The organism is Paenibacillus sp. fava2, from assembly GCF_058313675.1.
The window spans coordinates 5,389,374-5,401,979 of the sequence record NZ_CM177755.1 but is presented as its reverse complement, the minus strand read 5'-3'; the positions used below and the strand labels follow the sequence as shown (position 1 = coordinate 5,401,979).

General features: G+C 49.5%; 10 protein-coding genes. 5 read left to right on the top strand and 5 right to left on the bottom strand.

Annotated features, from left to right (window positions below; all coding sequences use genetic code 11):
- The first annotated feature begins 52 nt into the window (after positions 1-52).
- The 5 genes from AC4G46_RS23780 to AC4G46_RS23760 all read left to right on the top strand — a co-directional run bounded on the left by AC4G46_RS23780 (position 53) and on the right by AC4G46_RS23760 (position 6,226).
- A complete protein-coding gene (locus tag AC4G46_RS23780) occupies positions 53-1,777 on the top strand; it encodes a type 2 periplasmic-binding domain-containing protein (RefSeq protein WP_491124895.1) in 1,725 nt (574 codons plus the stop codon).
- A gap of 94 nt (positions 1,778-1,871) precedes the next feature.
- Positions 1,872-2,846 (top strand): ABC transporter permease, encoded by a 975-nt coding sequence (locus tag AC4G46_RS23775; RefSeq protein WP_491124894.1) that lies wholly within the window; start codon positions 1,872-1,874, stop codon positions 2,844-2,846.
- Between the two features lie 21 nt (positions 2,847-2,867).
- Complete coding sequence (locus tag AC4G46_RS23770) at positions 2,868-3,785, top strand: carbohydrate ABC transporter permease (protein ID WP_491124893.1); 918 nt, start codon at positions 2,868-2,870, stop codon at positions 3,783-3,785.
- 190 nt (positions 3,786-3,975) lie between these two features.
- Positions 3,976-5,409 (top strand): family 43 glycosylhydrolase, encoded by a 1,434-nt coding sequence (locus AC4G46_RS23765; protein WP_491124892.1) that lies wholly within the window; start codon positions 3,976-3,978, stop codon positions 5,407-5,409.
- A 28-nt stretch (positions 5,410-5,437) separates the two neighbouring features.
- On the top strand, positions 5,438-6,226 hold the full coding sequence (locus AC4G46_RS23760; RefSeq protein ID WP_491124891.1) for an alpha/beta hydrolase: 789 nt from the start codon (positions 5,438-5,440) through the stop codon (positions 6,224-6,226).
- 64 nt (positions 6,227-6,290) lie between these two features.
- Here AC4G46_RS23760 and AC4G46_RS23755 read toward each other — a convergent pair whose 3' ends face one another.
- The 5 genes from AC4G46_RS23755 to AC4G46_RS23735 all read right to left on the bottom strand — a co-directional run bounded on the left by AC4G46_RS23755 (position 6,291) and on the right by AC4G46_RS23735 (position 12,367).
- The gene (locus AC4G46_RS23755) at positions 6,291-8,048 is read right to left on the bottom strand and encodes an extracellular solute-binding protein (RefSeq protein ID WP_491124890.1); all 1,758 of its coding nucleotides are present in this window, start codon (positions 8,046-8,048) and stop codon (positions 6,291-6,293) included.
- Positions 8,049-8,106: 58 nt separating this feature from the next.
- Positions 8,107-9,057 (bottom strand): carbohydrate ABC transporter permease, encoded by a 951-nt coding sequence (locus tag AC4G46_RS23750; protein WP_491128963.1) that lies wholly within the window; start codon positions 9,055-9,057, stop codon positions 8,107-8,109.
- A gap of 5 nt (positions 9,058-9,062) precedes the next feature.
- A complete protein-coding gene (locus AC4G46_RS23745) occupies positions 9,063-9,917 on the bottom strand; it encodes an ABC transporter permease subunit (protein WP_491124889.1) in 855 nt (284 codons plus the stop codon).
- A gap of 382 nt (positions 9,918-10,299) precedes the next feature.
- The gene (locus AC4G46_RS23740; RefSeq protein WP_491124888.1) at positions 10,300-11,724 is read right to left on the bottom strand and encodes a DHA2 family efflux MFS transporter permease subunit; all 1,425 of its coding nucleotides are present in this window, start codon (positions 11,722-11,724) and stop codon (positions 10,300-10,302) included.
- Between the two features lie 154 nt (positions 11,725-11,878).
- Positions 11,879-12,367 carry a MarR family winged helix-turn-helix transcriptional regulator gene (locus AC4G46_RS23735; RefSeq protein WP_491128962.1) on the bottom strand — a complete coding sequence of 163 codons (489 nt, stop codon included), beginning with the start codon at positions 12,365-12,367 and terminating at the stop codon, positions 11,879-11,881.
- Between the last annotated feature and the right edge of the window lie 239 nt (positions 12,368-12,606).

The window sequence follows — 12,606 nt, the reverse complement described above, 5'->3', positions numbered from 1 at the left end:
TAATCGCTTTTATAATGGAAAAGCAAGGAATTGATAACGAGGGGGAAAGGCTTTGAAAACAAAAAAAATGCTTCGTCTAAGTCTTGCAATGCTTCTATTGTCATCTTTGGCAACAGCCTGTTCCGGGAATAACGGGAACAACGCCGGTGCAGAAACCAACAGCAAGCCTGATTCAACGAACAGTGCCAATGCCGGCACTGAGGAAGTCAAAAAGGACAAGGTTACCTATACGATCTTTAACGGTGTTGCCGGCTCTAAGGATGGCAATACCAATGAGACGACGATCGGCAAAATGCTGGAGGATCAGACAGGCACCAACTTCAAGCTGGAGTTTCTCGTCGGCGACCTGAACACCAAGATCGGGACCATGATTGCCGCCAACGAATACCCGGATGTACTGATTCCCGACGCGGCTATTGAAGAGGTATTGAACGCCGGCGCGTTTATTCCGCTCGACGATCTGATCGAGAAGTACGGACCGAACATCAAGCGCGTGTACGGCGACGACCTTGACCAGATGCGTTCCGCAGACGGCAAATTGTATTTCCTGCCATTGTCCGCCCAGGTCGGCGAGTTTGTACCGGATCCTGAACCGACAGCGGCCTTCTGGGTACAGCGCCGGGTGTTGGAGGAAGCGGGATATCCAAAGATCAAGACGCTGGATCAGTACATGGAGCTGATTGAGAATTATGCGGCCAAACATAAGGATGAAGAGCTGACCGGGATGGTGTCGCTCACCCATGACTGGAGATTTTTTGCCACCGCCAACCCGCCGATGCATCTGCTGGGGTATCCGAATGACGGCAACGTGATGGTGGACCCGGCTACACTCGAGGCCACAACCTATTCCGGCTCAGACGGAGCCAAACAATGGCTGCAGGCCCTGAATACGCTTAATTCCAAGGGGATGTTTGACAAGGCCTCCTTCGTCGATAACTACGATCAATATATTGCCAAGCTGACCTCGCATAAGGTGCTCGGGTTCTTCGATTACCGCTGGCAGGTGCAGACTGCGCTGAATGTGCTGAAGGATGCAGCCCGGAAGGACCCGTCGCTCGACGGCTACAACTACTTCCCGCTGCCGGTTACCTTTGACGAAAGTATATCCGATGCTTATGTTGACGGTCCCGGCGGTCTGGTTACTAACCGCGGGGTCGGTATTACTGTCAGCGCCAAAAATCCGGAGCGGATCATCCAGTATTTTGACAATATGCTGAAGGAAGAAAATCAGATCCTTATCTCCTGGGGGATCAAGGGCGAAACCTATGAAGTCAATGAAACAGGCCGCTACTACCGGACCCAGGAGCAGATCAACAAAATCGACGAGGCCTTTAACGAGAAATTCGGCTTTAAGTATTACAGCTGGAACTGGCCGAGCTATGGCGGCAACTCGACACTCTCGGACGGCAATGCCAAGGGCGTAGGTTATCAGCCGGAAGTATTCCAGATGAGCCTTACCGATAAGGATAAAGAAATCCTGGGAAAATATGAGGCTCAGACCTATACCCAAATGTTCGCCAAGCCGATTGACCGTCCATGGTATCCAGCTTGGGGCTTCGTAAAGGAGCAGAATTCACCGGAATTGATGTGGGAGACCAATAAAGATGAGCTGACCAAAAAATATTATCCGAAGCTGGTACTCTCCTCCCCGGATAAATTCGATTCCATCTGGAACGATTTCCAGAAGGAATGGGGTAAGCTGGACACAGCCGGCTATGAAAAATGGACTACTGAGCAAGTGAAGAAGAAAGTCGATATGGGCAAAGCAAGCAAGTAAAGGAGATGAAGGGCTGCCGGAGCATTGGCGCGGCTATGGCTGCCGGCTGCCCTTTTCCCCGGTAATCCGTACAGGGGCTGGAGGAGATAATGAGATGAATACAAAAACAATACTGGCAACGCCTGAAATAAAGACTGACCAGAAGCCTGCAGGCCTTCGGCTGTTTCTGAGCAAGCTGGTGAAGCAACGGGTGCTCGTGTTTATGTCGGTTCCTTTTTTGATCTGGCTGTTTATATTTAAATACCTGCCGCTGTGGGGCTGGACCATCGCTTTCCAGGATTACCGGCCGGCGCTCGGCTTTTGGGATCAGAAATGGATCGGCTTTTCGCACTTTGCCTTTTTGTTCGGTGACGAACGGTTCCTCCGGGTACTTCGCAATACGCTCGCTATGAGTTCGATTAATCTTATTTTGGGTTTTTTAACCGCCATCGTGCTGGCCTTGCTGCTTAATGAAATCCGTCAGGTTGCCTTTAAGCGCATCGTACAGACGGTCAGCTATTTACCCCACTTTATTTCCTGGGTGGTGGCGGCAAGCATTATTCAAACCACCTTGTCCCCGGACGGTATTATTAATCAGCTGCTGATCTGGGCAGGGTTCATTGACAAGGGGCAGGAATTTTTGTTTCTCGGCATTCCGCACTTTTTCTGGGGAATCTTCGGGGCAAGCTCGGTCTGGAAGGATATCGGCTGGAATACGATTGTGTATCTGGCGGCCATGACAACCATCGATCCGTCGCAGTATGAAGCCGCAGAAATGGATGGTGCAGGACGGTTCAAGCGGATGTTCTACATCACGCTGCCGGGCATTAAAAGTGTTGTTGTCGTACTGCTTATAATGAACATCGGCTATCTGCTGGAATCGGGATTCGAACCGCAATATTTGCTGGGGAACGGCATGAATGTAGACTATTCGGAGAATATCGATATTTTCGTGCTGAAATACGGGATTGCCCAAAGCAATTTCTCTCTTTCCATCGCAGCCGGCATGTTTAAGACGATCGTCAGCTTTATTCTGCTGTTCGTGGCGAATTCCGTTGCCAAACGCGCTGGCGAGTCCAGGCTGTTCTAGACGAAGAAGGAGGGATTTGAAGTGGAGAAAAGCAACCGGATCCGGACATCCAGGGGCGATAGAGTATTCGAAATATGCAACTTTATCTTTATGATTCTGCTAATGATCGTTACACTCTATCCGTTCATTAATATACTTGCTGTTTCTTTAAATGATGCGCAGGATTCGATCAAGGGCGGGATATACCTGTTCCCGCGGGCGTTAACACTGGATAATTATCAGTATGTATTCAAAGAAGCCACCATTTTTCATGCGACCCTGATTTCCATTCTGCGAACGGTAATTGGTACGGTTGTGACGGTACTAGGTTCAGCCATGGTGGCGTACACCATCAGCCGGCAGGATTATGTGCTGCGCAAATTCATTACAATTGCCTTTATTCTGACCATGTACTTTAACGGCGGATTGATTCCGAACTACCTTCTGATGCGCGATATGAATCTCGTCGGCAGCTTCTGGGTCTACATCCTGCCGGGCCTTATCGGTGTATTTAATCTGATCATTATCCGTTCCTTTATTGAAAATTTGCCCGAGAGCATCCTCGAATCAGGAAAAATTGACGGTGCCGGCGATTTCAAAACCTTCATCAGCATCGTGCTTCCGCTAACCATGCCTGTGCTGGCTACCGTAGCCTTATTCTCGGGGGTGTATCAGTGGAACTCCTGGTTTGACGTATTCCTGTACAATTCCTCGAAGATTAACCTGAGCACCCTGCAATACGAGCTGCAGAAGATCCTGCAAAATTCCACGGCCAGTGCAGGTACCTCCAGCATGGACGGCATGATCAACGGAGCGAACGGCTCGCAGCAGGGTGCAGTTACGCCGCTGTCGGTCCGGGCCACGATGACGATCGTCGCATCGGTGCCAATCATTATGGTCTATCCGTTCCTGCAGAAATATTTCGTCAAAGGCATGATGGTCGGCGGTGTAAAGGGCTGACGACAGGGAAGCCGTGTTATCTTTGCTGTTCAGGCTGCCGGATTGTCCGGCAGCTTTTTTCTTTGATTTATTTAAATGAAGACGCATATGAGGATAGGTCAACGATCGGTTAGTTTAGGTCATGGACTTCAATCCTCCCGTGTACCTATAATCGAATTGTCTATTAATATCTTCTATTATAAAGGGTGAAATGACATTGGCTAAAAAACAAGGAATGAATCCATACCTTCCTTCATGGGAATATATCCCTGACGGTGAGCCTTATGTATTTGATGGACGGGTGTATATTTACGGTTCGCATGACCGGTTTAACGGGCATGTGTTTTGCCTGAATGATTATGTCAGCTGGTCTGCGCCGGCGGAGGATCTGTCTGACTGGAGATATGAAGGGGTAATCTACCATTCCACGGATGACCCGCTCAATCCGGAGGGAAGCATGTGCCTGTATGCCCCTGATGTTACGGCCGGACCTGACGGGCGGTATTATCTGTACTACGTGCTTGATAAGCTCCCCATTGTATCTGTGGCTGTATGCGATACGCCCTGCGGCAGATTCAGCTTCTACGGTCATGTGAAATATGCCGACGGAACACTTCTCGGAGAACGGGAAGGCGACGAGCCCCAGTTCGATCCCGGTGTCCTTACAGAAGGAGAACTTACCTATTTATACACCGGGTTTTGCGCAGCGGGGGATTTATCCAGAAGCGGTGCCATGGCTACGGTATTAGGTCCCGACATGCTTACCATCCAGGAGGAGCCTTTATTTGTCGCGCCGAGTGAGCCCTACAGCGCCGGAACCGCTTTTGAAGGACATGCGTTCTTTGAAGCGCCTTCCATCCGCAAGAGAGGAGATACCTATTATCTTATCTATTCCTCGGTTGCCATGCATGAGCTGTGTTATGCGACCAGCAAACAGCCCACCAGGAACTTCGAGTACAAGGGAGTCCTTGTAAGCAACTGCGATCTTCATATCGGTACATACAAGCCGGGTGCCAAACCGATGTATTACGGCGGCAATAACCACGGCAGCATCGTAGAGGTCGATGGAGCCTGGTACATTTTTTATCACCGTCACACCAATGGAACCGCATTTTCCCGGCAGGGCTGTCTTGAGCCCATCCATTTCCGCGAAGACGGAACGATTCCCCAGGTTGAAATGACATCCTGTGGTCCTAACCGGGGGCCGCTTGAAGGTAGAGGAGAATATCCGGCCTATTTGGCGTGCCACTTGTTCTGTAATGCCGAAGAAATGTATACCGGCGGCTTTGGCCGTTCCGGGGCATGGATGGACAGCCGCTTCCCGAAAATTACTCAGGATGGGCGGGACGGCGATGAGGAAAACGGTTATATTGCCAATATGACGGATTCGGCTACGGCCGGATTTAAGTATTTTGATTGCCAGGGCGTTCAAAAGGTGCATATCAAGGTGAGGGGCTATTGCCAGGGTGTGTTTGAAGTAAAAACAGCGTGGGATGGACCGTCTCTGGGACATATTCCCGTAGGCTTCACCAACGTCTGGACAGAATATGCCGCAGAGATCCGCATTCCTGACGGGCAGCAGGCCCTGTATTTCACCTTTTCCGGTAATGGAAGCGCCAGTCTGGCCTCGATTGCCCTGGAATAACTTATGCTGAATAAAGGAGAGAGCTGCGATGAACAGAAACAGCCAGGATGTTGAGGTGTCAGAGGCTCCGGCCGGATTTGACAGCGAACGGGAATCCATTGCCCGTGGGAGCATTCAGGTAATAGAATATCCTTCCGGAACGGTAGGCCGTAACCGGCAAGCCAGGGTGTATACGCCGCCAGGCTATTCAGCTGACCAGAGATACAGTGTGCTTTATCTGCTGCACGGGATCGGCGGAGATGAGAATGAGTGGTACATGCATGGCATGCCTCAGATCATTCTTGATAATCTGTATGCGGACCAGATGCTGAGGCCCGTGATTGTCGTATTTCCCAATGGCCGGGCCATGCAGAATGACCGGGCGGAGGGCGATATTTTTGATGAAGAGAAGATCCGGGCGTTCGAAACGTTTGAGGCGGAATTGTTCGGGGATCTTATCCCTTATATAGAAGCGAATTATCCGGTCCCGACGGACCGGCTGCACCGTGCCATTGCCGGATTATCTATGGGCGGCGGGCAGGCCTTGAATATCGGGCTCGGTAATCTGGACAAGTTCGCCTGGATCGGGGCGTTCTCTCCTGCGCCTAATACCAGAAAGCCGGAAGTACTGGTTCCGGAGCCTAAGCGGACTGCGGAGCTGCTGCACCTGCTATGGATATCGTGCGGAAATCTGGATTCGCTGAAGCATGTCAGCGACCGGACACATGCCTACTTGTCGCAGCATGCTGTACCGCATATCTGGGTAGAGGAGCAGGGCGATCACGATTGGCCTGTCTGGAAAAGCGGATTGTACCAGTTGGCTAAACGTCTCTTTTAAAGCAAGAAGGCAGGGCAGTGATTCCCCGGTAACGGGAGAGTCACTGCCCTGCTTCGTTTCCTGCTTATTTATTAGCCATTGCCTCTTTGCGCAATTTCACGATTTTTTCGGCCTTCGCTGTATCGGCGGCGACTACATCCGACCAGCCGAGACCGGTCAGATCCGATTTCAGCTTGGTCCACAGCTGGTCGAATTCGCTCTGGTTTTTGGCGAAAATCATTTTCCAGGAGGTATCCTTTACATAATCGGAAATCTGGCTCCGTTTATTCTTGATGTCGGAGGAGTCCGTCCCGAGGCTCGTATTGATGTTGGGCACAATATCAATCATATTGTTTTTCTGATAATAATCAGTCGGGTTGGTAGCCTTGAACATACTCTGCCACTCAGTAGTAAGCGTGGTTTTATTAGCCTCAATCGTTGCATTCCAGTAATCCTTATTATAGAATTCGCCAGTATCGGGATCTACCGAAAAATCACCGATAATCATGCTGTTGATTTTGCTTTGTCCATCCTGATAGCCTCCGCCGCCGTATTCGTCGGGAACAGGGGTGTTATCCTGGAAGGCGCTCTGGCCGATTTCAGTCAGCTTGAACTTGCCGTCGGCGGTTTTTTCATAATTGAAGCCTTCCATACCATTGGTATAGTAGCGCAGTCCTTCCGGGGAAGACATCCAGTCCATGAATTCCATGATGCGGTCCGGATTTTTGGCTTTGGCGCCGATGGCGAAGACGCGTCCATTGCCGAAATAAGCATCACTGTTCTGGATAATATGGGTGTCGCCGATTGGAATAGCCACGTTTCCGTCACCCTGCGCCCCTCTTTGGGGCGTGTTATAGAACCCTCTCTGCCATGAATACCATAACAGGAGCACCTGTTTATTGGTCAGCTTCTCGGACACCTTGTTCCAGTCCTGCGTCGGTGAATCCGGGTCTACAAGTCCCATCTGGTTGGCGTCAAAATAAAACTGGAGGATTTTCTTGTACATGCTGTTATCATCAATGAGCGGTACGATATCCCCTTTGGCGTTCAGCTGTATGGTTGAGGTTCCGTCCGGCTGCTCATAGCCGTACCAGTTGCTCAGCCAGCGGACGTTCTCCATGCTTCCGTTATCCCAATCCTTCCAAAGCGTAATAGGGGAGATAGGTTTACCGTCAGCCGTTGCCGGATATTTCTCATGCATCAGCTGTAGTGCATTCAAAAGGTCAGTCAGATTGTTCAGCTTGGGCGCCCCGATCCCCTTGTAATAATCCCAGGGCATGAGCGGGCTGGAATAAGGGATTTCCTCCGAGAAGGTGGTCGGCGAGGTATCGGCTACAAAGGTCGGCAGGCCGTAAATTTTACCGTCCGGGTTCACTTTGTCAAAGGCTGCATTAAACGGCTGGAAATGCTGCTCTACATATTTGGACAGGTACTGCGTATTCTTGACCTTGTCGGTAATATCCATGATAAGTCCGGCCGGAATCAGCTCCTCCAGCTGACTGTTGTCAATAATCAGCAGATCCCCGAGGTCCCCGGATGCCGATCTTGTTTTGTAGAGCTGGTCTCCTGCTACCTGTGGGGAGAGAATATTAAGTGTAATATTGAATTTGTCCTTAATCAGCTTGCCGTACCAGCCCGTCTGCTCTCCCTGATAATTGGCCGCATTGTTAAACACGGTGATGGTAAGCGGTTTGCTGTGATCGGGGCCGTTCCCCGGATCTGCCTCCGGATTGTCTGAATTACCTGAATTGCCGCCGCATCCGCTCAAAGCTGTCATTCCCAGAAGCATACAGGCTGCGAGCGCAAATACGGTCCTGCTGTGCAGTTTATTCTTTTTACTCATATACAATACAACCCCCCTGATTTAGGAATCTTCTATTATAACGGCGCTACGGTCGGCATTAGCCTTTCACAGCCCCGATTATAATTCCCTTCACAAAAAACCGCTGAAAAAACGGATAGACCAGAAGTATGGGCGCTACAACGATGATCGTCACCGTCATACGGATTGATGTTGTCGTCTGCTTGGTTGCGAGGCTTGCCATTGCTGTTGATCCGGCATTCTGCAGGTTAACCATGGTCGACAGTGAGCTGGCCTGATTGATGTAGTTGTAGAGGATAAACTGCAGGCTGTACAGCTTGCTGTCCGTAACCAGCAGCAGCGTATCCTGAAAGGAATTCCACTGGTTCACTGCCGAGAAGATCGCGACGGTCGCCAGAATAGGCTTGCTGATGGGCAGAATAATTTTGTAAAAGATCGTCATCGTCCCGGCTCCGTCTATACTGGCCGCCTGCTGCAATTCCTTCGGCGTGGATTCCACAAAGGTTTTTACCAGAATGATGAAGAAGGGGGCGACGATGGAAGGCAGAATATATGCCAGAAAATTGTTGGTGAGGTGCAGAGACCGCATGGTCAAATACCAGGGAATAATCCCGGCATTAAAGAACATGGTGATAATCGTGAAGCGGTACCAGAACCTTCTGCCCCACATGTCGTCCTGGGAGAACATGAAGCCCAGGAAGGCAGAAGCGCCCACTGTCAGCAGGGTGCCAATGACCGTTCTTCCTAATGAAATGACAAAGGCATTCCATAAGCCGGGGATCTTGAACACATCAATATAGTTCTGAAAATGAATTTGCTTCGGAAGGAAGATGACCTCCCCTTTGGCGCTAAGATCGTTTGCGCTGATCGTATTGATGATGATGGAATAAAAGGGATAGATACAAACGAAGGTAAACAGAGAGAACAGCACATAAATGGTAATGGAGATCAGTTTGTCGGCTGTGCTGACCTGCATTCTATTCTTCTTGGACAAGCGACGGCTGCTCTTGGCTGCCGTTTCCGTTCCCATGCCGCTCATACGATGCCCTCTCCTCTCAATAGTTTCGAAAGTCCGTTTACGGAAAAGAGAAGCACTACACTGATCAGACTCTTGAGCATGCTGATGGCAACCGAAACGGAGTAGCTTCCGCCTCCCATGGCCAGGTTATACACGTAGAGATCCAGCACCTGAATACTTTCCTTGTTAAACGCATTCTGGAATACAAAATATTGCTCGAGGCCATTGTTAAGAAAGCTTGCTATCTGGAGCATAAGCAGCACGAAATAGGTTGGCAGCATACTTGGCAGCACCACATGCCGGATCACCTGCATTCTCGTTGCCCCGTCTACATAAGCGGCTTCATAGAGGGATTCATCAATCCCCATAATGGCGGCAATGTACAGGATGGCCGACCAGCCCAGCGTTTTCCAGGTGACCCAGACCCATTGGGTGATCCAGACATGCTCCGAGCTCTGAAGGAAGAGTACAGGCGAATCTATAAGCCCGAGCTGATGCAAAAAGCCGTTGACGATGCCTTCACTCGAAAACATGGTAAAAGCTAAAGAGTAGACCAATACCCAGCTGATGAAGTTAGGAAGGGTGGTAACGGTCTGGATAAATTTCCGGAATCTCACGGCCTTGATTTCAGTCAGGAAGATGGCAAAGATCATGGGGAGCCAGGAGAACAGGATGCCGAGTCCGCTTATCCCGAACGTGTTCTTGACCACCTGCAGCAGCTGATCAATTTTGACTTGATTTTCTACCAGCGAGTGAAACCATTTGAAGCCGACAAAAGGCGACTCGGACAAAGGAATGGGCGGCATATAGTCGAAAAAGGCATAGACCCATCCGTACAGCGGATAATAGGCAAAGACGGCCAGTAAAATCATAAAAGGCAGGATATAAAGAAATTTGCTTACTGATTTGCTTCCCGTAATAGATTTGGGACCAGGCATCCAATCCACCCCTTGTGTCTATTTTGCGCGTTCAACAAAACAGGTTTTGCTTTTTTGTTAACGCTTACACAACTATGGGTTTATGATAAAGGTTCATTTTCCTGCGAACAATGACCTATCCTCACTGGTTATTGATCTATTATTAGATAGGGCCAGATTTGCTGCGTCAGCGGTTGTTTTTGCCATAAGCGGAATCTATTATATAGAATACCGGGAGGTTGACGGGCATATGAAGGAATACCCTGCGCACAGTGCTGTCCTGTATGAGGCGCACCAGAAGATTTATTACCGGGCGTGCGGGGAGCATTGGACGGTATCAAAAATGGTCCAGACTCGCCCTTCTCTTATCCGTCAAGAACAAAGCCGGGATAAAAATAACTGCGAGCACAACGGCCGATACCAGAAACCCGGCATGGTAACCCCTTAATCCGTCCGCGGCCGTTGGCTGCAGGCCTTGGATGACTGTGGCGACAACGGTGGCGATGACAGCAGAGCCAAAGCTTGCGCCAAGATTTTCGATAATATTAATTCCTACACCGGCTTCCGGAAGCTGCCTGCTATCGAGTCCAATATAGGCCTCACTTGTTAGCGGAAGACTGATTCCCCCGATGCTGGCACCGCGGACGAACAGGATAACGGAGATCCAGATCATGCTCGTATGGCCGGTAATGAAGATAAGCGGAACCGATCCGATCAGAGAAAGAACCAGGCTGACAAGCACCACGTATTTGGCACCGATTTGATCGATCATTTTGCCAAGGATAGGCCGGGTAATCAGCATTCCGACTCCCTGGGGGATTAGGGCGATGGCAGTTTCAATTGCCGTGAAATGACGGAAGTTCTGAAAGAACAAGGGAAGGATCAGCATAGGACCCATGATGGCAATGTTGGCGAGGAACAAGCCGATGCTTGAGGCCGTGAAGCTTGTGTGGGCAAACAGATTGAGCGGCAGGACTGTCTGATTTTTTCTGATCCGGTTATATGCCAGATAGATAATACCCAAAGCAAGGCCGATGCTGCTCCAAAGTATGGTTTCGCTGTTGTTGAAGGAGGCATGATCGGCTGCTTTTGTAATGCCGTAGATCAGGGCTGCGCTCATAGAAGACAGAACAAGGATCCCGAACAGATCGAGCTTACTTTCTTTGCTGAAGGGCTCGAAGTCAGGGATCTTTTTCATCATCAGCGGTGCTGCAGCCACAACAACGAATACATTGATGAAGAAAATCCAGTGCCAGGATGCTCCTTGAACGATGAAGCCGCCGATTACCGGTCCCAGGATGGGGCCGAAGATCATCGGTGTGCTGACGATAGCCATGACCCGGCCGAGATTGTCCTGACCGGCGGTTTTGACCAGAAGGGTGAACATCAGGGTGGTAATGACTCCGGCACTAAAGCCCTGCAGCAGACGGAAGCAGATGAAGCTGGATATGTCCCAGCTGAATCCGACCAGAGCGGAAATGACGCCAAAGGCGATAACGGCGCCAACGAATACTTTTTTACCGTTAAATTGATTCATCAGCCAGCCGGACACGGGAACCGCGACCGCAAGAGCCAGAACATAACCTGTAATCGCCCACTGAATGATATGGAGGGTTGTGTTGAAATCTCTGGTTAGCTGATCTATAGCGATATTTACCATCGTGGAGTCAAGCATCGGGGCAATCGCTCCAAGGGCAATGGCCCAGGCCGCCATGAGGATTTCTTTGGGTAATGCTGTCGTCTGTACGTTCTCTTTTGCCATGTTAATCTCCTTAAAAAGCAGTTTAGTTTCCTTGTCAACAAAACAATAAACTGATTTGGTTTCCTTGTCAACAAAAAATAGAGATAAAAAAACAGCCCGTTCTCAATAGAATTGGGCTGCTTTTATAGAAATGAGCTGCAGTTGGTTTAGATAGTTATCCCTCAAGGCTGTCTGACTTATTGATATCCAGCCCCTGTTTCTTGATTTCTGCATCCAGATGCCGGCTGTACTTACCGATGAAGCTAAGCATACTGTCATATTGCTCCCCGGTTACCTGCTCGAATACGGCTTGATCCCGCTCGCGGAACTCGTTGTGCAGCTCCTCATGTATATTAAATATGGTTCTGCCCTGCTCAGTCAGTCTGAAATAAACCTCTTTCTTATTATCCGGCTTCCGGTAGCTTTCGATAAGGCCTTTGTCGGTAAGCTTTTTGGTTAATTTGCTGATGGCACCTTTGGTCATATAGAGAGTTTCGGCGAGCTTGGTCACATTGGACTCCGCATTTTTTTCGATACATTCAATGCAATGAACCTCCGACGGCTTACAGCCTCTGAGACTCTCTTCCATCTTCGATTTATTAATCCAGGCCATCTTGTTAAATAAGTCCCGGAACTGCAGCATGACCTGATCCTGTTTATTAATGGCTAGTCGCCCCCGTATGCGATATAAGATATTTGAGCTCTCCTGATTAAAGAGAAGGTCTTCCATATCAATATTCCCTGATTTGTATTTATTTGTACAGCCGGCGTAACTGTTGCAGTCATAGATGCGTTACATTAGTATAACGTGATTTTGGTTCTAACAATATCTTTTTACAAAACTTTGCACGGGTATGCTAGACTCAACAAGACATTGTTTCTTAACGATTTGCTCAGGAGGAT

Excerpts from the sequence above, each read along its gene's own strand:
- AC4G46_RS23775 (WP_491124894.1), top strand. The coding sequence starts at position 1,872 with ATGAATACAAAAACAATACTGGCAACGCCTGAAATAAAGACTGACCAG.
- AC4G46_RS23765 (WP_491124892.1), top strand. The coding sequence starts at position 3,976 with ATGACATTGGCTAAAAAACAAGGAATGAATCCATACCTTCCTTCATGG.
- AC4G46_RS23760 (WP_491124891.1), top strand. The coding sequence starts at position 5,438 with ATGAACAGAAACAGCCAGGATGTTGAGGTGTCAGAGGCTCCGGCCGGA.
- AC4G46_RS23755 (WP_491124890.1), bottom strand. The coding sequence starts at position 8,048 with ATGAGTAAAAAGAATAAACTGCACAGCAGGACCGTATTTGCGCTCGCA.
- AC4G46_RS23750 (WP_491128963.1), bottom strand. The coding sequence starts at position 9,057 with ATGGGAACGGAAACGGCAGCCAAGAGCAGCCGTCGCTTGTCCAAGAAG.
- AC4G46_RS23745 (WP_491124889.1), bottom strand. The coding sequence starts at position 9,917 with ATGATTTTACTGGCCGTCTTTGCCTATTATCCGCTGTACGGATGGGTC.
- AC4G46_RS23740 (WP_491124888.1), bottom strand. The coding sequence starts at position 11,724 with ATGGCAAAAGAGAACGTACAGACGACAGCATTACCCAAAGAAATCCTC.